Source organism: Herminiimonas aquatilis, from assembly GCF_042665175.1.
Lineage (GTDB): Bacteria > Pseudomonadota > Gammaproteobacteria > Burkholderiales > Burkholderiaceae_D > Oxalicibacterium > Oxalicibacterium aquatilis.
Map to the genome: position 1 here is coordinate 873,015 of NZ_JBHTCC010000001.1, position 20,465 is coordinate 893,479.

The following is a 20,465-nucleotide window of genomic DNA, read 5'->3' on the forward strand; positions in this document are numbered from 1 at the left end:
ATGGCAGGACATAGCAAATGGGCCAATATCCAGCATCGTAAAGGCCGTCAAGACGAAAAACGCGGCAAAATTTGGACCCGCCTGATCAAGGAAATCACCGTTGCTGCCCGCATGGGCGGCGGCGACATCGCAGCCAACCCGCGCCTGCGTCTGGCCGTCGACAAGGCAGCCGACGCCAATATGCCGAAAGACAATGTCACGCGCGCAGTACAACGCGGCAGCGGCGGTCTGGAAGGCGTCAACTATGAAGAAATTCGCTACGAAGGTTATGGCATCAACGGTGCCGCGATCCTCGTCGATTGCATGACTGACAATCGCGTGCGCACCGTGGCGGAAGTACGCCATGCGTTTTCCAAATTTGGCGGCAACATGGGTACCGAAGGCTCGGTCGCTTTCCTGTTCAAACACTGCGGCCAATTCTTTTTTGCACCCGGCACAGATGAAGACAAATTGATGGAAGCAGCACTCGAAGCCGGCGCCGAAGATGTCACGACGGATGAAGAAGGCGGTATAGAAGTGATTTGCCCGCCGCACGATTTTTCGGCCGTCAAGGATGCACTGGCAGCAGCTGGTTTCAAAGCCGAACTGGCGGAAGTCGTGATGAAGCCAGCAACCGAAACCGTGTTCGAAGGCGACGATGCAATCAAGATGCAAAAATTGCTGGATGCTTTGGAAAATCTCGACGACGTGCAGGAAATCTATACGAACGCCGTCATCAACCAGCAATAAATAAAGTAGCAACGATCACATAACCAGCGGCATCTGCTTCCTGATGGCGCGATTTTAGTAAAAGTAACGATACATCAATGAAAATTCTGGTAGTCGGCTCAGGCGGCCGCGAACATGCCCTGGCTTGGAAACTGGCGCAATCCGAACGGATACAAATGGTCTATGTCGCGCCGGGCAATGGCGGTACCGCACTCGACGATCGTCTGAAAAACGTCGCGATTACCGACCCGCGCGCATTGGCTGAATTTGCGCAGCAGGAAAACATCGCGCTGACCGTAGTCGGTCCGGAAACGCCGCTGGCGGCCGGCATCGTCAACATCTTCCGCGATCTGGGTTTGAAAATTTTTGGCCCGACCAAAGAAGCAGCGCAACTGGAAAGCTCGAAAGATTTCGCCAAATCCTTCATGCAGCGCCATGCCATTCCGACTGCTGAATACCAAACGTTTTCAGAAGTGAAAGCCGCACACGAATACATAGACCGCAAAGGTGCGCCTATCGTGATCAAGGCCGACGGCCTCGCGGCCGGCAAAGGCGTGGTGGTAGCGATGACGCTGGATGAAGCGCATCAGGCTGTCGACGCTATGCTCTCGGATAACAAGCTCGGCGATGCCGGCGCGCGCGTCGTGATCGAGGAATTCCTCGCTGGCGAAGAAGCCAGTTTCATCGTCATGGTCGATGGCAAAAACATCCTGCCGCTGGCCACCAGCCAGGATCACAAACGCCTGCTCGACAACGACGAAGGCCCGAACACCGGCGGCATGGGCGCGTATTCTCCCGCGCCTATCGTCACTCCTGCCTTGCATGCGCGCGTGATGCGCGAAATCATTCAACCTACCGTGCAAGGCATGGCCAAGGACGGCATCACATTTACCGGCTTCTTGTATGCAGGCCTGATGATTGACGAGCAAGGCAATCCAAAAACACTGGAATTCAACTGCCGCATGGGTGACCCGGAAACGCAACCTATCATGGCGCGCCTGAAAACCGATCTGGTGGGTGTGATGGAACATGCAGTCAACGGCACGCTCGACTCCATAGAGCTGGAATGGGACAGACGCACGGCATTGGGCGTCGTGCTGGCGGCAGCCGGCTACCCTGACGCGCCGCGCAAGGGCGATGTTATTACCGGCATCCCGGCGGAAACCGTAGACAGTGTCACCTTCCACGCGGGCACCACGCTGACCGGCACACAGCTCACCACATCCGGCGGCCGCGTCTTGAGCGTAGTTGGCTTGGGTGACAGCGTCAAAGTCGCACAAAAGAAAGCCTACGATGTCATCGATCATATCCGTTTCGACGGCGCACAATTCCGCCGCGATATCGGCTGGCGCGCATTGAAACGTCCTTAATGCACCGTCCTTGACACGTATTAAAGCTGCTTGCATCAGTTATAGAAGTGCCGGTTCCCGGGAGCCGGCACTTCTGCATTTGTGCTATCGGATCAAACTGGCGGCATCGCTTCATCTAAACTCGCAGCGTACAATCTATTAAACCCTTTTAGTATCGCGTATGACCACCACTCAACCATCTTCCGTCAAAGCTTATCTGCTTGACCTGCAACAACGCATCGTCTCGGCACTGGAAGAAGTCGACGGTCAGCCGTTCGGCACGGATAGCTGGCAACGCGCAGAAGGTGGTGGCGGCATTTCGCGCGTGATTGAAAACGGCAATGTTTTTGAGCGTGGCGGCGTCGGCTTTTCGCATGTGACCGGCAAAAACCTGCCTCCTTCAGCCGCAGCAAATCGACCTGAACTTGCTGGTCGTAGCTGGGAAGCGATGGGTGTATCGCTGGTGCTGCATCCGCGCAACCCCTACGCCCCGACTGTGCACATGAATGTGCGCTTTTTTACAGCAACGGCGGAAGGCCATGAGCCCATCTGGTGGTTCGGCGGCGGCATGGATTTGACACCGTATTACGGCTTTGAAGAAGATGCGCGGCACTTCCATCAAGTCTGTCGTGATTCCTTGCAGCCATTCGGCGACGATCTACACCCAAAATATAAAAAATGGTGTGATGAATATTTTTACCTGAAACACAGGCAGGAAGCGCGCGGCGTCGGTGGTATCTTTTTCGATGACTTGAATGAACTTGGCTTCGAAAAGTGCTTCGCATTACAGCAGAGCGTAGGCGATCACTTTATCGAGTCGTATGTACCGATACTAAAAAAACGCAAAGATACGCCCTACGGTGAACGCGAGCGCGACTTCCAAACCTACCGGCGCGGCCGTTACGTCGAATTCAACCTGGTATTTGATCGCGGCACGCTGTTTGGCCTGCAATCAGGCGGCCGCACCGAATCAATTCTGATGTCGATGCCACCAGTGGTAACATGGCGCTATAACTGGCAACCGGAAGCAGGCACCCCGGAAGCAAAACTGGCCACCGACTTCCTTGCTCATCGCGACTGGATTTGAAGTGACAGTGACCGGCAACGCGATCAACCGCTGCGTCGCCTTGCTCGGCGGCAGCTTCGACCCGGTGCATAATGGGCACGTCGCGCTGGCGAATTATTTCGTTGACCTCATCAAACCTGATGAATTGCGCATCATCCCAGCCGGCAATCCATGGCAAAAAGATGGTTTGCATGCATCCGGCGAAGATAGAGTCGCCATGGTGCGCAGTGCCTTTGGTGGCGCTCTCGGCGTAATGCAAGTACCCGTCAACATCGATCAGCAGGAAATCCTGCGTGCCAGCGCCACGTATACAATCGACACGCTACGCGCGGTTCGAAAAGAGCTCGGGCCGGATGTATCCATCGTTTTCCTGATGGGAGCTGATCAGTTGCAGCACTTGAATACATGGCAGGAATGGCAAAAGCTGTTTGACTATGCGCACGTATGTGCGGCTTCGCGCCCTGGTTTTGCGATGGATGCCGCACATATTCCAAGCGACGTTGCACAGGAATTAAACCGGCGAGAAGGCACGCCCGTACAAATACGCAGTACGGCCCAGGGTTTAGCGTGCCTTGCCCCCAATTTGGAGGTGGATATTTCCGCAACCGAAATTCGCGCTGCCTTGCAGCGCGGAGAACGACCGATTTCGCTGGTACCTCCCGGGGTGCTAGACTATATTGAACAACATCACCTATATAAAAGCTAATGGACATCAAAAAACTGCAATCCCTGGTCATCGACGCGCTGGAAGACGTCAAGGCGCAAGACATCAAGGTATTCGATACCATACATCTGACCAGTCTCTTTGACCGCATCGCGGTTGCATCTGGCACCTCCAATCGGCAAACCAAGGCACTTGCAGCATCCGTGCGTGACAAGGTCAAAGCCAATGGCGGCCACGTCCTCAGCGTCGAAGGTGAAGATACCGGCGAATGGGTACTGGTCGATCTGGGTGACATGATCGTCCACATTATGCAACCGGCAATCCGCGCCTACTATCGCCTGGAAGAAATCTGGGGCGAAAAAGAAGTCAAATTCGGCGCCGCCAAACGGACCACCAAGAAATCCACGGACGATGAAGAAGACGCACCTAAGAAAACTGCTGGCCGTCATTTGAGCGCAAGCCAAACAACTCTGGACGACGAACCGAAAAAACCGGCACGCAAAACAGCGGTCACAAGGTCGACTGCTGCGAAAGCACCGGCCAAGAAAACCACCGCCAAAAAAGCGGTAGGCAAAACCATCAAAGTCGCTACGACCAAGACGGCCGCTGCTTACAAAAAAGAGAAAGCCCCAGCTAAAAAAGCCCCGGCCAAGAAAGTAGCCAGCAAAACACGCGCGCCGGCAAAACCAAAATCTGCTGAATAAGCAGATCAGCTAACCTTAGACGCTTGTCATGCAGCTCGTCATTGCGGCCGTCGGTCACAAAATGCCCGCGTGGATAGAGAGCGGGTTTGGCGAATATGCCAAGCGCATGCCGCCCGACTGTCGCATTGTTTTAAAAGAAATCAAACCGGTCGAACGCTCAGGCAGCAAGACTGCCGAAACGGCGATGGCTTTGGAGCGCGCCAAGATCGAAGCTGCCGTGCCGAAAGGTGCGCGCATCATCGCGCTGGATGAACACGGCAAGGATCTGACGTCGGTGCAACTGTCGCAGCTATTGAAGCAATGGCAACAGGATGGCGGCGACGTCACCTTTGTCATTGGTGGGGCAGATGGACTCGATCCCGACTTCAAGAAAAACGCCGACATGCTGATCCGCATTTCCAGTCTGACACTGCCGCACGGTATGGTGCGCGTCATGCTGGCAGAGCAGTTGTACCGAGCCTGGTCGATCACGCAAAACCATCCTTATCATCGGGTGTGATTTCTAATGAAACCGCTGCCACAAAAAATCTACCTCGCATCCAAAAGCCCGCGCCGACGTGAATTGCTGCGGCAAATCGGCGTCGAATTTGAGTTGCTGCTGTTACGTGATCACACACCACGCGGGCCGGAAGTAACGGAGATCGTTTTACCCAACGAGCGTGCGGAAGATTATGTCGCCCGCGTCACACTCGAGAAAGCGACCTTCGCGCAAAAGACCATGTGGTGGCGTAAATTACCTTTGCGCCCGATACTTGCCGCCGATACCAGCGTGGTACTTGATGGTCGCATCCTCGGCAAACCGGCCAATGAGGCGGAAGCGATCGACATGATGCAAGCACTATCGGGACGCACCCATCAGGTGCTGACGCATGTCGCGATACTCCACAACGAACAGACGCTGCAAACCACGCAACGCTCTGACGTCGCGTTTGCTAAATTGTCGGACGAAGCGATACGCGCGTATTGCGCGACGGCAGAACCTTATGACAAGGCAGGCGGTTACGGCATACAGGGCCAGGCTGCATTGTTCATACAAGACATTGCGGGCAGCTATTCAGGCATCATGGGGCTGCCCTTATTTGAAACCGGAAAGTTACTGGAACAGGCAGGCTTGCGCATCCTATGAGCGAAGATATTCTCGTCAACGTCACACCGCAGGAAACCCGCGTTGCGCTGGTGTTGCAAGGCGCAGTGCAAGAGCTGCATGTCGAACGCACACTATCGCGCGGCATGGCCGGCAACATCTATCTCGGCAAAGTCGTACGCGTGCTGCCGGGCATGCAATCAGCATTCATCGATATCGGTCTGGAACGGGCAGCGTTTCTGCACGTCGCTGATATCTGGGATGCCCGTTCGCACGAAGGTCCTCCGACCACACCGATTCCGATCGAGCGCATGCTTTTCGATGGCCAATCGATTACCGTTCAAGTGATCAAGGATCCGATCGGCACCAAGGGCGCACGCCTGTCGACACAGATTTCCATTGCCGGGCGCATGCTGGTATATCTGCCGCAAGAGTCGCACATCGGCATTTCGCAGCGTATCGAAAATGAAGTTGAACGTGAACTGCTACGCGGCAAAGTTCAGAAGCTGATGCTGGAAGGCGAAAAAGGCGGCTTCATCATTCGCACGATGGCCGAAGATGCATCGGATGCGGATTTGCAGGCTGACGTCGATTATCTACGCAAGACTTGGAACAACATCACACAACTGGCAAAAACCAAACCTGCGCCGTCTTTGCTGTTTCAAGATCTCGATCTGGCACAACGGGTGATGCGCGACTTCGTCAATGATGAAACAGCCAGCATCCAGGTCGATTCACGCGAGAACTATCAAAAGCTGCAGCAGTTCGGCGAGTTGTACACGCCGTCTGTACTCACCAAACTCGCGCACTATCCAGGCGAACGCCCCCTGTTCGATCTGTACGGCGTGGAAGAGGAAATCCAGCGCGCACTCGGTCGTCGCGTCGATTTGAAATCCGGCGGCTATCTGATCGTTGATCAAACCGAAGCGATGACGACCATTGACGTCAACACCGGCAGTTTCGTCAATGGTCGCAATTTCGATGACACAATCTTCAAAACAAATCTGGAAGCATCGCATGCGATCGCCCGCCAATTACGCTTGCGGAATCTGGGCGGCATCGTGATCCTCGATTTTATCGACATGGAAAATGCCGATCACAAAACCGCCGTACTGAGTGAGTTGAATCGCGCCCTGTCGCGTGACAGAACAAAAGTGTCGGTCTCGGGTTTTTCAGCGCTGGGCCTAGTCGAGATGACCCGCAAGCGCACGCGTGAATCGCTGGCGCACATATTGTGCGAACCTTGCCCTGCCTGCAGCGGCAAGGGCCAGGTCAAAACCGCGCGTACCATTTGCTACGAAATCCTGCGCGAATTGACGCGCGAAGCGAAACAGTTCAATCCGCGTGAATTCCGCATTCTTGCATCGCAAGTCGTGATCGACATGTTTCTGGAAGAAGAGTCACAACATCTGGCGATGCTGGGCGACTTCCTTGGCAAACCCATCTCGCTGCAGGTCGAAGCGGTATATCACCAGGAACAATACGACGTCATCCTGATGTAGAACGGCATTTGTCTATTCACAAGGAAAAACGGAATCATGTGCAAACACATGATTCCGTTTTTTATTCAGCGATCCAATATTCAACGATCCTAAACAAGCTGCCGCCCAATATAATTCTTGCGGCTTACTCTTTCCAGTAATCGTTAATCCACGGCGCCTTGCGTACGAAACGCAGCGCACGATTGCGCCGGCCTTCCAGCGCATCCGGCGGATTCACCTCACCATGAAAAATCACAATCTTCGTGCCATCAGGTACAAAAGGCGCGCGCCAGTAATTTGTCGGCCAACGCGGAATGCAGTGATATTTATAGCTGCAGCACCACGACGCAGGCCAGTAACTGAGCTTGCCCTGCTTGTGCAGCACATCCGACAAGAATGCCTGTTCATTGCGGAACGCATTGCGTGCTTCTGCTCCTGTGCTGCGGAATTGCTGCAACACGTCTGCATGCGCACCCAACTGAAAACGATACACGGAAGAATTGCCCGTCACGCGCCAAGGCCGCTTCCAGTCGTGAATGATCAGAAATTCACCCGGATATTCAAAGAACGCATCAATGCTGTCGGTGATCACCACGTCGACATCGAGAAACAGTGCCGTACCCATCAAACCATGCAGATCGGCTTCAAAGGTCGTCAATTTCTTCCAGCCACGCTCAGGCAAGCCATCCGGCAACTTCAAATCCGGTATAGGAAAACATTCAACTTCAGCACGAATGCCGCTGCCGTCATCCGTCAGACAGACGAACCGAAAATCGCCTTTTAAGTTACGCCGCACCATCGCATACAAGCGATTCACATATTCCGGGCCATATTTGGTGCCCCATTTCATGCACAGGATGACGCGATCTTCCTGTGCCGCTTCGCTTGCTAGCTGAACGTTCTCTGACATTTATTTCCTCCCGCACGAAGTGCGTAAATTCTATTCTATGGAATGAATTGGCAACGATCATTACCACCAAATGAAATCAATTCCTGGTGATCCCATTCGGCGTTCTGGTTATTTTGTTTGCTTTTGTAAACGCCCGAATTTCACGATTTTTCTTCCAGGTCTCTTCAGAAACATAGCTTCTGGCATGATCAAGATGCACGCAGATCGCGCTGTATCGTATCTGCTTGGACGACAAACCCATGTTCACCAAACGTTCACCCAACTCTCTATCTTCACCACCGTATTGCATCTCTTCATTGAAGCCATTGCTTGCCAATAAATCCGCCTTCCAGCCGGAAGCATTGTGACCATTCCAGGTTGGTTTGGTGGGTGTCAGTGCGTTCAATGTCTTTGCAAAAAATCCCGAGGCCGTCAGCTTCCATATCTTGATGCTGTTCTTCAAGCCATGTGCCTTCAACCAGGCTGCGTTAAAACAGCGCTGGTTCAAGATGTCGTCTTTGGAAATCAGATTGGAAATATGCATGGGCAATTTAAAATATCCACCAGAAAGAAAGTAGCCCTTCTCGCGATACTTCAAATGTGTTTCCACAAAATCTTTTCTGGGAATGCAATCTCCATCTGTGAAAATCAGATAGTCGGAACTGGCAGCAAGAATTGCCTTGTTCAGTATCTTGGTTTTCTGAAATCCATTATCCTCTTGCCAGACATGAACTATCGGAATGTCTATCAACTGCCGCAGCGCATCTATGCGCTCTCTGGTCGCTGCTGTGGATCCGTCATCCGCAATGATGATTTCGAAATCACACGCCGTCTGCACGCTAAAACCCCATAGCACCTTTTCAAGCCACTCTATGGCATTGTAGGTACTCATAATTACCGATGCATTCATAAATATTCCAAACCCGTCGAACTCAATTGCACTCAAAGCAAACGGCAAATTGATATTGCACTTGCCACGGATGACCTTAGTTTACTTCCTTGGCAAACTGCAAGTGATACAGATTTGCATACACGCCATTCTTCTGCAGTAATTCTTGATGTGAACCCAGCTCAACCAGCTGGCCGTCAGCCAACACTGCGATACGGTCCGCACGCTCAATCGTTGACAGGCGATGGGCAATGACCAGCGTGGTACGACCCTTCATCAACTCATCCAGAGCCGCCTGCACCGCACGTTCTGATTCAGAATCGAGAGCGGATGTCGCCTCATCCAGAATCAGGATAGGCGCATCCTTGTAGATCGCACGTGCAATGGCCATGCGTTGCCGTTGCCCACCCGACAGGCGCGAACCGTTGTCACCTATCATGGTTTCCAGTCCTTCCGGCAAGCTGGCAATGACATCATCGAGATGTGCAGCCTTGGCCGCAGCAAGCACACGCATGCGATCCGGTTCTGCGTCGCCGTAGGCAATATTGGCAGCGATCGTGTCATCAAACAGGACCACATGCTGGCTCACCATTGCAATCTGCTTGCGCAAACTCGTCAGAGACACTTCTTCGATCGAGTCGCCGTCTATGCGAATCTCGCCGGTAGTCGGCGGATAGAATCCCGGCACCAGATTAACCAATGTCGATTTGCCGCCACCAGACATGCCTACAAATGCAATCGTTTCGCCCGGCATGACGGTGAGGTTTATATTTTGCAGTGCGATCGCCTGATGACCGGGATAGGAAAATCCAAGATTGATGAAATCAAGACGACCGGCAGCACGGCCTGGCAATGTTTTCCCGCTTGTACGTTCAGGGTTTGCATCGATCAATCCAAACACGGCCTCCGCCGCCGTCAAACCGCGTTGCAAAGGTCCATTTACTTCAGCGATACTTTTCAACGGTGCCAGCAGCATCAGCATTGCAGTAATAAAAGAAACAAAGCCGCCCACAGTAGTCTGGTTTTGCCCCGACTGGATCAATGCAATTACGATCACAATGGCTACCGCACATGCCGCCATGATTTGCGTGACCGGGGTAGTCGCCGCCAGCGTACTGGCCATCCGCATCGTATAACTGCGTAGCTTGTCGGCGCGCGCCTCGAAACGATCGCGTTCATACTGATGACCACCAAAAATCTTGATGACCTGATTCGCACGGGTCGTCTCTTCCAGTACTTGCGTCAGCTCTGCGTTGACTGCCTGGTATTCGCGCGTCAATCGACGCACGCGCTTACCTGTCATGCGTACAACGATCGCAATCAATGGCAATAGAACCAAAGCAACCAGTGTCAAACGCCAGTTCAACCACAACAGGAAACTCAACAAGACAATGACGGTCAGCGTATCGCGAATCAGCGACGTATAGACGCGAGTAACCATGTCGACAATCTGCTGCACTTCAAACATCATCGAGTTGATCACGCGCCCCACCGAATGCGTACTGTAAAAACCCAAAGGCACATCCAGAATGCGGGCAAACATTTTCTGCCGTAGCACATTCAACAAGCGCGACGACACCCAGGTCATCATATACGTCGTCGTATAAGTGGAAATCCCGCGCAAGACGAAAATACCTATGATGGCCAATGGCACCAGCCACAGTGAAAACGTCGGTTTTCCACCAAAGCCATGATCGAGTAGCAAGCGCATCACCGCCGGGAACATGGGTTCTGTCAATGCCGTCATGATCATGCCGCAAAAGGCAATGATCAGCCGCTTCTTATACGGGCCAAGCATGCCAAACAGGCGGCTCAAATGTGCAGGGAATTTCATCTATCTAGATTTCCATATTGTGAACAGCGACTATCGCGCACAGGGACTGCAATTGCATAAAATTCTGCAAGCGATCAGTCATACGCGATCTGTACATTTTTTTCCGAATATAAATCGATTAGTTTTTGTTTGGTGTTGTCATCAGGATTGATGCGCCACTGTTCTGCCAGACGCAGCTCAGACATGCCTTTCGGATTCTGGTACTGAATCACCACCGGGCTGCCATCTGCGCGTGCCGCAGCCTTCAATGTTGCAAGCAGCGTATTGATGTCGGCAGATGCCTGCAAGGACAGATAGATACCTTTCGCATACTGAATGCGTACGGCAGCGATATCCATGACTTTTTCAGCCGTAATCCGCAAGCCGCCGGAGAAACGGTCTTCGGAGATCTTGCCCGACACGGCGAGAAATTCATCTTCCTTGAACAGATTGCGATTCGCATCAAACACTTCGTTGTAGACGGTCACGTCCACTGTCGCGGTGCCATCGTCCAGTGTGACGATGATCATGCGCCCGCGCTGTGTCATTTGTGTGCGCACGCCGGAAATCACGCCGGCTATCGTGCGCGGTTCACGCGAGGGCTCCAGTTTGCTCAAACTGGTACGTGCAAAACGGCGCGCTTCTTCTGCATATGCATTGAACAAGTGGCCGGACAGGTAAAAACCCAATGCCGCTTTTTCTTCGGTCAGTTTCTGCTTGTCGCTCCACGGCGAGACCTTGACGTATTCAGGCGGCGTTTCCAGATCGCTGTCGTCGCCGCCGAACAGGCTAACTTGATTGGCTGCCGCCTCTGCTTGTTCTGCACATTCCATCGCAAAGCCGACCGATGCCAGCAAGATCGCACGATCAACGTTAAAGCAATCAAAAGCCCCGCCGCGTATCAGCGAATCGATGGTGCGACGATTGATCTGGCGTTTATCGACACGTTTGCAGAAATCGAACAGATCGGTAAAGGGCCGGCCTTGACGTGCTACCACTATCGCATCGATCGCGCTCTTGCCCGAACCTTTGACGGCACCCAGCCCGTACCGTATTTGCATGGCTTTTTTGCCAGGCACGCCGACTGGCGTAAAGCGATAGTCGGATTGATTGATATCCGGCGGCAGCAGCGTCAGGCCGCAGACATCAAGCGCATCCTCGACCAGAATCTTGATCTTGTCGGTATCGTCCATCGCCAGCGACAAGTTGGCGGCCATGAACGCGGCCGGATGATGCGCTTTTAAATATGCGGTGTGATACGACAGCAAGGCGTAGGCAGCAGCATGCGATTTATTGAAACCGTAGCCGGCAAATTTTTCCATCAAATCGAAAATCTCGTCGGCTTTTTCAGCGGAGAGATCATTCTTCGCAGCACCAGCGCGGAACAGCTCGCGATGCTGCGCCATTTCTTCGGCTTTCTTCTTACCCATCGCGCGACGCAACAGATCTGCGCCACCCAGCGAGTAACCGCCGATAACCTGCGCCATCTGCATAACCTGTTCCTGATACACCATGATGCCGTAGGTTTCCGACAAGATGGCTTCGGTACGCGGATCCGGATATTCGAAACGTTCACCGTGTTTGCGTCGGCAAAAATCCGGGATCAGATCCATAGGACCAGGACGGTACAAGGCGACCAGCGCAATAATGTCTTCGAAGCGATCGGGACGCGCATCCTTCAGCATGCCTTGCATGCCGCGGCTTTCCAGCTGGAACACAGCGACTGTTTTCGCCTTGGTCAACAAGTCATACGAAGGCCTGTCATTGAGCGGCAGTTTTTCCAAAGAAAAGTCTGCCATCGCCGGATCAAGATCCTTGATGTAACGGACGGCACGATCAAGGATCGTCAGCGTAGTCAAACCCAAAAAGTCGAACTTCACCAGACCGACCGCTTCCACGTCGTCTTTATCGTATTGGGATACGACGCCGGCATCGCCGCCCTGCGTATATAAAGGACAAAAGTCAGTCAGCTTGCCCGGCGCGATCAACACACCACCCGCATGCATGCCGATGTTACGGGCGATGCCTTCGACCTGTTGCGCCAGTTCCAGCAACTGCTTTACTTCTTCTTCATTTTCCAGACGCTCGGCCAGCAGCGGTTCTTCCTTGATTGCGTCGGCTATCGTGACCAGTTTGCCCGGCTTGAATGGAATCAGTTTGGAAATGCCATCGCAGAAGTTGTAGCCGAAATCCAGCACGCGACCAACGTCGCGCACTGCACCTTTGGCGGCCATCGTACCGAAGGTCGCGATCTGCGACACCGCATCCTTGCCGTACTGATCTTTTACATATTGAATGACGCGATCGCGCCCTTCCTGGCAAAAGTCGATATCGAAATCGGGCATGGAAACCCGTTCAGGATTCAGAAAGCGCTCGAACAGCAGGTTGTATTGCAACGGATCCAGATCCGTAATCAATAGCGAATACGCCACAAGTGAACCGGCACCTGAACCGCGACCCGGTCCGACCGGCACGCCATTATTTTTTGCCCACTTGATAAAGTCGGCCACGATCAGGAAGTAACCGGGGAAACCCATGTGAATGATGGTATCGGTCTCGAACTTCAGACGTGCCTGATAACGCTCGCGATTTTTTTCGCGTTGTTCAGGATCAGGATACAAATGCTGCAGCCGCGCTTCCAGGCCGCGCTGCGCTTCCTTGACAAGGAATTCATCGATGGATGAGCCGTCAGGTGTGGGGAAATTAGGCAGCTTCGGCTTGCCCAATTCCAGCACCAGATTGCAACGCTTGGCGATTTCAACCGAGTTCTGCAATGCGTTAGGCATGTCGGCGAACAATTCCGCCATTTCAGCCTGCGTCGTAAAACGCTGCCGCTCATTGAAGCGCTTGATGCGACGCGGATTCGCCAGCATTTCACCTTCAGAAATACAGGTGCGCGCTTCATGCGCAGTAAACTCGTTTTGATCGAGGAATTGCACCGGATGCGTCGCCACCAACGGCAGATTCAATTTGGCGGCAAGTACCGACGCCTGGCGCACATGCGCATCCATATTCGGTTGATCGGCCCGCTGCACTTCGATATAAAAATGTCCTGGGAACATGTCTGCCCAGCGCTTGGCATGGCGTTCGGCGCCCGCCAGATTGCCGTTGTCGATCGCCATGCCGACATCGCCGAAATGCGCGCCGGACAAAACGATCAAACCATTCGGCCCGCCTTCGGCAGCAAGCTGCGCCAGCCATTCAGGACGAATTTCGGCGCGGCCGCGATGCAGATTGGTCAGCCACGCTTTCGACAGCAGTTCGCACAATTGCAGATAACCGGTCTTGTTCTTGACCAGCAACAGCAGGCGCGACGGCTTGTCCTTGTCGTTATCATTGCTGATCCATACGTCGCAGCCAACAATCGGCTTGATGCCCTTGGAGCGAGCTTCTTTATAAAATTTGACCATGCCAAATAGGTTGGCAAGATCGGTAATTGCGAGCGAAGGCTGTGCATCGGCGGCAGCCGCCTGGATCACATCGTCGATACGGATCAAGCCATCGACGATCGAATATTCGGAATGCAAGCGGAGGTGAATAAATTGCGGAGAAATCATGGCGGTATTCTACCGCGACCACCCCTTTCAACAGACATTTCAGCATTCCCGAATGCGAAGTTTATAATGTCGGCTTGTTCATGCCTTGCTACATCCCGCTTCCGGCCTTATATAGCGCGATATTCGTCGAATACATCGCCCTATAAATCGTCCCCCGATAGCGGAAAAAGCTGGCCATGAGCAGTAGAACATTGTCCTCTTTGCAAGAGCAATCACCTCAAGAAGCCAGCATGCACTCCACATCATTCGTTAATATCGCCGCCTACAAATTCATCAGCTTTGACGATACGGCAGAGAAGCGCCCGGAATTTATCGCCAAGTGCACGCAATTATCGTTAAAAGGTACGGTTCTACTCAGCCCGGAAGGCATCAACCTTTTTCTGGCGGGAACGCGCGCGGATATCGACAACTTTCTCGCTTGGGTACGTGCAGATGCACGCTTCGCCGATCTGGAAGTCAAGGAAAGCTATTCCGAAGACCAGCCTTTCAAATACATGCTGGTCAAACTCAAGCGCGAAATCATCACGATGAAGCACCCACTGATCAAGCCAGAACTGGGTCGCGCACCCTCAGTCGGCGCCAGCACACTGAAGCGCTGGCTGGATCAGGGCCATGACGACAGCGGCAAACCGGTCGTGATGATGGATACGCGCAATGCGTTTGAAGTGGATGTCGGCACCTTCGATGACACCATCGATTACCGCATAGAAAAATTCAGCGAATTCCCCGACATCGTCGCCAAGAACAAGGATGCGCTGAACGATAAAACCATCGTCACGTTTTGCACCGGTGGCATCCGCTGCGAAAAAGCCGCTATTTATATGAAAGATGTCGGTTACAACAGCGTGTACCAGCTCGATGGCGGCATCTTGAAGTATTTTGAAGAGGTCGGCGGCGATCATTACACTGGCGACTGCTTCGTGTTCGACCATCGCACCGCGCTCAATCCGCGACTGGAACCTGCCTTGGCAACAACCTGCGCCGCATGTAATGCAACCGTATCGCCACGTGAACAATTGTCGCCATTATTCAGCGCGGGAAAATCCTGCCCACATTGCGCACCGTCTTCAAGCGAAAATTCGCAAGCTGCAGCGTCGCTCCACTCTCTTTAAGTCAAAGAAACCAACATGATCACTATCAACAGCACCATCAAGGTCGACAATGCAGCGCCCTTCGTCTTGTTCGGCGGCATCAACGTACTAGAGTCGCGCGACCTTGCCATGAAGTCTTGCGAAGAATATGTGCGCGTCACGCAAAAACTCGGCATTCCTTATGTATTCAAGGCTTCGTTCGACAAAGCCAACCGTTCATCTATCCATTCCTATCGCGGCCCCGGACTGGAAGAAGGCATGCGCATTTTTGAAGAAGTTAAAAAGACCTTCAATGTGCCGGTCATTACCGACGTCCATGAAGTGCACCAGGCTGCGATCGTGGCGGAAGTCGCCGACGTATTGCAGTTGCCGGCTTTCCTCGCGCGCCAAACCGATCTGGTAGTAGCACTGGCAAAAACCGGTCGCGTCATCAACATCAAGAAGCCGCAATTCCTCAGTCCGTCGCAGATGTTGAATATCGTTGAAAAATTCAAGGAAGCCGGCAATGAACAGTTGATCCTCTGTGATCGCGGTACCTGCTTCGGCTACGACAATCTGGTGGTCGACATGCTCGGCTTTGGCGTAATGAAAAAAGTCTGCCATAACCTGCCGATTATTTTTGACGTCACGCATGCTTTGCAACAACGCGATCCGGGGGGCGCCGCCTCAGGCGGTCGCCGCGAACAAGTGGCAGACCTGGCGCGCGCCGGCATGGGAGTCGGACTTGCCGGATTGTTTTTGGAAGCGCATCCGGATCCAAAATCTGCAAAATGCGATGGCCCTAGTGCCCTGCCGCTGGATAAACTAGAACCGTTTTTAGCTCAATTGAAACAGCTCGACGATTTGGTTAAATCGTTTGCGCCGCTGGATATCGAAGCCTGAGCGAGGACGCGTCGTTGAAATAAAAAACGCGGCTGTATGCCGCGTTTTTTATTTCAAGTTCAACAAGCCGTCACGCTGCGGTGGGAGCGCTCATGCACTTGAACATCACGGTGGCGACATTGCCTTGCCCGTCGGCTTTGCGCCGCATCTCGATATGCGCATGGTGTTGCTCTACAATTTCGTTGACGATGGCCAGCCCCAGACCGGAGCCGGGCGCATCCGTGCCGAGGATACGGTAGTAGGGCATGAAGATATTCTTCATTTCCTCGTCCGGAATCGGCGGCCCATCATTGGAAATACTCCACACCATGCCTTCGGGAGACTGCCGAATGTCGACCTGAATCTCGCCGTCTTTCTTGCCATACTGCGAAGCATTTTCGATCAGGTTTTGGAGCAGTCGCTGCAGCTTGTAGGGCTCGCCCCACACCGCCACCTCGCCATCTACATCCAGCCCTATCACCTGTCCGCGCCGCGTCAACAATGGCTCATGCACGGCAATGACTTCGCAACTGACTTGCGACAGCAATACAGGCTGAAAATTCTCTTTCGCTCCTTTCGCCGCAATACGACTCAGCACCAGTAATTGCTCGGCCAGTTTCGCCGTTCTTCGAACACCCTGCATCGCATCATTAAGGGATTTTTCGCGCTCCTCTGCCGTATTGGCGCGCTGCGCATTCTCTACATGCAGCTGCAGGGCGGCGATAGGCGTGCGGATTTCGTGTGCAGCAGCGTTAATGAAGCGTTGCTCACGCTCGAAAGTCGCCTTTACCCTGGTCAGCAAACTGTTCAGCTCTGTCACAATCGGTGCCAGTTCATCCGGCGTCCTGTCGAGGTGAATCAGTGCCAGGGACTCTGGTTCACGTTTGCCGATACGATCGGCCAGTTCACGCAAAGATCGCATATTGATCGTCAACACCACATTGACGGCAATCAGCATCAGCAGCCCACCTAGTACCAGCGGCAACAATATCGACAAGCCTATGCCGTTGGCCATCTCCTGTCGTACTTCATCTTTTTCTGCTGTGATAATCCATACGTCGCCCGAGCGCAACGCAAACAACTGCCATAAATCGTCATCGATTTTATTCGTGCCGAATCCAGCCTTCAAGGTGCCGAGCGGGATATCCGGCGCGGACGCGGATTTCGCAAGCAGAGGACCGCCATCGCGCCACACCTGAAAAGCGATCTTGGTTTCATAGGGATGACCGAACTCTTCTGGCGCATCGCCTTGCGGTTCTTCCAGCTGTTTCGGCAAGGCGATGATGATCGGGTTGGCGACACTGGCTTTTTCCAGCTGCCGCGCAACCAGCGCTTCCAGAACCCGGGCCGAGGTGGCAAGTCGCGCACTGAATAATTCTTTTGATTCATGAATGGCGAGTTCGCGCGCGGCAATGCTGATCCCGCCAAAAATAACGATCATCAGGATCAGGGTACCGCCGACGAGCCTGCGGCGTATCGAATAAGTCTTCTCGCTCATGCGTCGACCTGACCAATCCGGTAGCCGACGCCGCGTATGGTCTTGATCACATCAGGAGAGATTTTTTTGCGTATATGGTGCACATGCACATCGATGGTATTGCTTTCCACGCCCTCACCCCAGCCATAAAGAGATTCTTCAAGTTGCGCGCGATTAAATACTCTTTGCGGACTTTCGGCCAAATGTTTAAGCAGCATGAATTCTCTGCGCACCAATTCGACGGGCTGGCCGTCCCAGATTACCGAGAACCCGGCCAGATCCAATACCAGTTTACCGATCTGCAACTGATTCACTGTCCCACCGCTACGACGGCGCTCCAGAACACGCAGACGCGCCAGCAACTCGCCCAACTCGAAGGGCTTGACCAGATAATCATCGGCGCCGAGATCGAGTCCAAGTATGCGATCTTCGGTCGCATCACGGGCGGACAGTATCAAGACCGGCACCATGTGGCCGCTACTACGAAGAGTCTTGAGTACCTCGGTGCCATCCATCAAAGGCAAGCCGAGGTCGAGGATAACCAGATCGAAAGTATTGTCGCCGAGCGCACGTACCGCACTTTTACCGTCAGCGACGTGCTCCACTGTGTAGTGCGCTCTCTGCAGCGCCAATATCAAGCCTGAAACCAGCAGGGGATCATCTTCGACCAGTAATATCCGCAATTGCACTTCCTCAGGTTATTTTCGCTTGGCTGCAATCTTATCAAGTAATTGATTGATTTCGTTGCGACGACCTTCATCTGAAATCTTGCGTCCGGTACGCGGCGCCGCCTGCAAGGCTTTGCGCAAGACACGCTCGGCATTGTCCAGGTCGCCCGCACGGAACAAAAAGTCACCGTAAAAATAGTTTGGATCTATGCCGTCGGGATTGGCAGCCAAGCCTTTTTTCAAAAACGTCAGCGCTTTTTTATCGTCACCAAACCCGATAGGCCAACCAGGTACTTGATAGTACAGTGAACCCAGGCTCGTATACGCAGATCCACTCAGGGCATTGGGATCGATTTCCAGTGCATGCTCGAACGCGCTTTTGGCACTCTTTGCCAATGACAGCGCACCCAGCCCGCCTTTGGCACCGGCATAGCTCGCATCAATGATGCCATGCCAAATCAATGTTTCCGCACGATTCGGATTTTGTGCGACAGCCTTATCCGCTTCCTTGACCAATTGTTCATAGCCTTTCTCCTGCTCCGCCTGCGGCGTCTGATATTTGATGCGCTCCCACTCATGCTGCAGTTTGGCGACATCATCTTCGACTGCGGCAAAAGCAGGTGCGGCAAGCAAGGTCATGGACCAGGCAAAGGCTGCCAGAATTTTTGCGATATTTTTCATTGTTGTCTCTCTTTAGTAGATTACTTGGGAAGATGTTTGCGGATGATGCTCAATTGTCCGCGGATGGCGCGTTCCGGCAGTACCGGCAGCACCTTGTTGATGAATACAAAAAAGGATTCCTTCCTGCCCAGCGTGTGCTCGCGCGCGACACCGTTCAAGAAGACATTGAAAGCACGACCGACCGCTACCGGCGTATCTTCCGCCGTTTTCAGTTCACGATTCATCGATGCGGCCGCGCTGCTATTGATCGCCGTGCGTGTCGCACGGGGTGCAAAGTGACGTACATCAATCGGGGTATCGGCCAGTTCACGGCGCAAGGATTGCGTAAAGCCGCGCAATCCTGATTTACTCGCGCAGTAAGCCGCATATCCAGGAAAGCCGATGAAACCCATGATGGAACCGATATTGATGATTTGTGCGCGTGCTTCTTTTTTAAGCAAGGGAATCAATTGGCGGGAGAGCAGCATGGGTGCCAGCAAATTGATATTAATCATATTGCGTATTGCATCGCTGGACTGCGTTTCAAACGCATGAAAATCATTGCTGCCGGCATTGTTGATCAGCAAATTGATGCCGCCCAGCGCACGCGCCAGCTGCTCAATTTTATCCAGCGTTGCCTGCTGCGTAAGATCGCCATCTACGATATGCGTTTTGTCCGTGCCTAGCTTTTTTTGCAAAGTCTCCAGGGCATCCCGATTTCGACCGACCAGGATCAAATAATCTGACTGCGGCAACAGCTCCATGGCAATCGCCTGACCGATCCCGCCAGCGGCACCGGTCAATATGGCGCGATATGTTGTCGTCATGCGACTTCCCCGGTTAGCAACACCCTGCTTTTTGTCGGCAGACTTCTGAAAATATCGCCGTATAGTTTGTAGACCATGCTGGCGCAATGCACGACAGCCTGCTGATCGTCGGCATGCTCAAGACGGTTCATCAGGCTTTCGAAAAACTGCACGTGTGCGATATCCAGGCTGCCGTGAGAGTTCAGATAGCTGAAGGCTGCCGGTGGCAATGCCAGCGCGCCCTGTATGGTGGATGCCGCATTGGTCGCGAGTGCCGTGCTGGTTCCTTCAAGCACATGGACCATGCCGAAGAATCCGATCGGATTGCGCCTGTCAATTTGATGATAGGCATACGCAACCATGGTCTCGGTCGCCGCATGCGGTTGCGAGTGACGCACTTTATCAGCGTCGCCACCACAGGCGGCGATGTCCGAAAGCACCCACTCCTCATGACCCAGTTCTTCCTCTATATATTCGGCAATGGCGGTGCGCAGCCATTCATGCTTGCCGTCGAGACGACTGCCGCATGCCATCAACAGCGGCACGGTATGGCGTACGTGGTGATATGCCTGCGTCAGAAAAGCGATGTACTGCTCAATGACAATCTCGCCTTTGAGCGCATCCTGAATCACGGGTACGGCAAACAAGGCTTGCCGTTCATTGGTGGTTTGCTGCTGCAAGGTATCGAAAAAATTCAA

At 53.3% G+C, this 20,465-nt stretch carries 19 protein-coding genes; 10 read left to right on the forward strand and 9 right to left on the reverse strand.

Annotated features, from left to right (window positions below):
- The 8 genes from ACFQO0_RS03990 to rng all read left to right on the forward strand — a co-directional run bounded on the left by ACFQO0_RS03990 (window position 1) and on the right by rng (window position 7,077).
- A complete protein-coding gene (locus ACFQO0_RS03990) occupies window positions 1-729 on the forward strand; it encodes a YebC/PmpR family DNA-binding transcriptional regulator (RefSeq protein WP_382232737.1) in 729 nt (242 codons plus the stop codon).
- A gap of 77 nt (window positions 730-806) precedes the next feature.
- Complete coding sequence (gene purD, locus ACFQO0_RS03995) at window positions 807-2,078, forward strand: phosphoribosylamine--glycine ligase (protein ID WP_382232738.1); 1,272 nt, start codon at window positions 807-809, stop codon at window positions 2,076-2,078.
- 160 nt (window positions 2,079-2,238) lie between these two features.
- The gene (hemF, locus tag ACFQO0_RS04000; RefSeq protein WP_382232739.1) at window positions 2,239-3,144 is read left to right on the forward strand and encodes an oxygen-dependent coproporphyrinogen oxidase; all 906 of its coding nucleotides are present in this window, start codon (window positions 2,239-2,241) and stop codon (window positions 3,142-3,144) included.
- A 7-nt stretch (window positions 3,145-3,151) separates the two neighbouring features.
- Window positions 3,152-3,829, forward strand: a complete 678-nt coding sequence (locus tag ACFQO0_RS04005; RefSeq protein ID WP_382234003.1) for a nicotinate-nucleotide adenylyltransferase — start codon at window positions 3,152-3,154, stop codon at window positions 3,827-3,829.
- Window positions 3,829-4,491, forward strand: a complete 663-nt coding sequence (gene rsfS / locus ACFQO0_RS04010; protein WP_382232740.1) for a ribosome silencing factor — start codon at window positions 3,829-3,831, stop codon at window positions 4,489-4,491. The genes ACFQO0_RS04005 and rsfS overlap by 1 nt, the downstream gene beginning before the upstream one ends.
- Window positions 4,492-4,519: 28 nt before the next feature.
- On the forward strand, window positions 4,520-4,990 hold the full coding sequence (rlmH, locus tag ACFQO0_RS04015; protein ID WP_382232741.1) for a 23S rRNA (pseudouridine(1915)-N(3))-methyltransferase RlmH: 471 nt from the start codon (window positions 4,520-4,522) through the stop codon (window positions 4,988-4,990).
- 6 nt (window positions 4,991-4,996) lie between these two features.
- Complete coding sequence (locus ACFQO0_RS04020; protein ID WP_382232742.1) at window positions 4,997-5,617, forward strand: Maf family protein; 621 nt, start codon at window positions 4,997-4,999, stop codon at window positions 5,615-5,617.
- Window positions 5,614-7,077 (forward strand): ribonuclease G, encoded by a 1,464-nt coding sequence (rng, locus tag ACFQO0_RS04025; RefSeq protein WP_382232743.1) that lies wholly within the window; start codon window positions 5,614-5,616, stop codon window positions 7,075-7,077. The genes ACFQO0_RS04020 and rng overlap by 4 nt, the downstream gene beginning before the upstream one ends.
- Window positions 7,078-7,201: 124 nt before the next feature.
- On the opposite strand, the gene ACFQO0_RS04030 is transcribed toward rng, so the two are convergent.
- The 4 genes from ACFQO0_RS04030 to dnaE all read right to left on the reverse strand — a co-directional run bounded on the left by ACFQO0_RS04030 (window position 7,202) and on the right by dnaE (window position 14,204).
- Entirely contained in the window at window positions 7,202-7,966 is a 765-nt protein-coding gene (locus ACFQO0_RS04030) for a glycosyltransferase (RefSeq protein WP_382232744.1), read from the reverse strand.
- Between the two features lie 76 nt (window positions 7,967-8,042).
- Window positions 8,043-8,837, reverse strand: coding sequence for a glycosyltransferase family 2 protein (locus ACFQO0_RS04035; RefSeq protein WP_382232745.1), 795 nt, complete (start codon window positions 8,835-8,837; stop codon window positions 8,043-8,045).
- Between the two features lie 94 nt (window positions 8,838-8,931).
- A complete protein-coding gene (msbA, locus tag ACFQO0_RS04040) occupies window positions 8,932-10,668 on the reverse strand; it encodes a lipid A export permease/ATP-binding protein MsbA (protein ID WP_382232746.1) in 1,737 nt (578 codons plus the stop codon).
- 74 nt (window positions 10,669-10,742) lie between these two features.
- Window positions 10,743-14,204, reverse strand: a complete 3,462-nt coding sequence (dnaE, locus tag ACFQO0_RS04045) for a DNA polymerase III subunit alpha (RefSeq protein WP_382232747.1) — start codon at window positions 14,202-14,204, stop codon at window positions 10,743-10,745.
- Between the two features lie 230 nt (window positions 14,205-14,434).
- Here dnaE and ACFQO0_RS04050 point away from each other — a divergent pair, with 230 nt between their 5' ends.
- Window positions 14,435-15,316, forward strand: coding sequence for a sulfurtransferase (locus ACFQO0_RS04050; RefSeq protein ID WP_382232748.1), 882 nt, complete (start codon window positions 14,435-14,437; stop codon window positions 15,314-15,316).
- Window positions 15,317-15,331: 15 nt separating this feature from the next.
- Entirely contained in the window at window positions 15,332-16,177 is an 846-nt protein-coding gene (gene kdsA / locus ACFQO0_RS04055; protein ID WP_382232749.1) for a 3-deoxy-8-phosphooctulonate synthase, read from the forward strand.
- A 70-nt stretch (window positions 16,178-16,247) separates the two neighbouring features.
- Here kdsA and ACFQO0_RS04060 read toward each other — a convergent pair whose 3' ends face one another.
- From ACFQO0_RS04060 to ACFQO0_RS04080, 5 genes are read right to left on the reverse strand one after another with little or no spacing between them, the layout of a single operon-like run.
- Window positions 16,248-17,654, reverse strand: coding sequence for an ATP-binding protein (locus tag ACFQO0_RS04060; RefSeq protein ID WP_382232750.1), 1,407 nt, complete (start codon window positions 17,652-17,654; stop codon window positions 16,248-16,250).
- Window positions 17,651-18,316 (reverse strand): response regulator, encoded by a 666-nt coding sequence (locus ACFQO0_RS04065; protein ID WP_382232751.1) that lies wholly within the window; start codon window positions 18,314-18,316, stop codon window positions 17,651-17,653. Before ACFQO0_RS04065 ends, ACFQO0_RS04060 begins: the two co-directional genes overlap by 4 nt.
- A 15-nt stretch (window positions 18,317-18,331) precedes the next feature.
- On the reverse strand, window positions 18,332-18,982 hold the full coding sequence (locus ACFQO0_RS04070; RefSeq protein ID WP_382232752.1) for a tetratricopeptide repeat protein: 651 nt from the start codon (window positions 18,980-18,982) through the stop codon (window positions 18,332-18,334).
- A gap of 20 nt (window positions 18,983-19,002) precedes the next feature.
- Entirely contained in the window at window positions 19,003-19,788 is a 786-nt protein-coding gene (locus tag ACFQO0_RS04075) for an SDR family oxidoreductase (RefSeq protein ID WP_382232753.1), read from the reverse strand.
- Window positions 19,785-20,465, reverse strand: coding sequence for a TenA family transcriptional regulator (locus tag ACFQO0_RS04080; RefSeq protein ID WP_382232754.1), 681 nt, complete (start codon window positions 20,463-20,465; stop codon window positions 19,785-19,787). Before ACFQO0_RS04080 ends, ACFQO0_RS04075 begins: the two co-directional genes overlap by 4 nt.

Bases quoted from the DNA above. Each gene is read 5' to 3' on its own strand.
- rsfS (WP_382232740.1), top strand. From the start codon at position 3,829: ATGGACATCAAAAAACTGCAATCCCTGGTCATCGACGCGCTGGAAGAC.
- rlmH (WP_382232741.1), top strand. From the start codon at position 4,520: ATGCAGCTCGTCATTGCGGCCGTCGGTCACAAAATGCCCGCGTGGATA.
- ACFQO0_RS04070 (WP_382232752.1), bottom strand. From the start codon at position 18,982: ATGAAAAATATCGCAAAAATTCTGGCAGCCTTTGCCTGGTCCATGACC.
- hemF (WP_382232739.1), top strand. From the start codon at position 2,239: ATGACCACCACTCAACCATCTTCCGTCAAAGCTTATCTGCTTGACCTG.
- ACFQO0_RS04075 (WP_382232753.1), bottom strand. From the start codon at position 19,788: ATGACGACAACATATCGCGCCATATTGACCGGTGCCGCTGGCGGGATC.
- kdsA (WP_382232749.1), top strand. From the start codon at position 15,332: ATGATCACTATCAACAGCACCATCAAGGTCGACAATGCAGCGCCCTTC.
- purD (WP_382232738.1), top strand. From the start codon at position 807: ATGAAAATTCTGGTAGTCGGCTCAGGCGGCCGCGAACATGCCCTGGCT.
- ACFQO0_RS04060 (WP_382232750.1), bottom strand. From the start codon at position 17,654: ATGAGCGAGAAGACTTATTCGATACGCCGCAGGCTCGTCGGCGGTACC.
- dnaE (WP_382232747.1), bottom strand. From the start codon at position 14,204: ATGATTTCTCCGCAATTTATTCACCTCCGCTTGCATTCCGAATATTCG.
- ACFQO0_RS03990 (WP_382232737.1), top strand. From the start codon at position 1: ATGGCAGGACATAGCAAATGGGCCAATATCCAGCATCGTAAAGGCCGT.
- msbA (WP_382232746.1), bottom strand. From the start codon at position 10,668: ATGAAATTCCCTGCACATTTGAGCCGCCTGTTTGGCATGCTTGGCCCG.
- ACFQO0_RS04030 (WP_382232744.1), bottom strand. From the start codon at position 7,966: ATGTCAGAGAACGTTCAGCTAGCAAGCGAAGCGGCACAGGAAGATCGC.
- ACFQO0_RS04035 (WP_382232745.1), bottom strand. From the start codon at position 8,837: ATGAGTACCTACAATGCCATAGAGTGGCTTGAAAAGGTGCTATGGGGT.
- rng (WP_382232743.1), top strand. From the start codon at position 5,614: ATGAGCGAAGATATTCTCGTCAACGTCACACCGCAGGAAACCCGCGTT.
- ACFQO0_RS04050 (WP_382232748.1), top strand. From the start codon at position 14,435: ATGCACTCCACATCATTCGTTAATATCGCCGCCTACAAATTCATCAGC.
- ACFQO0_RS04020 (WP_382232742.1), top strand. From the start codon at position 4,997: ATGAAACCGCTGCCACAAAAAATCTACCTCGCATCCAAAAGCCCGCGC.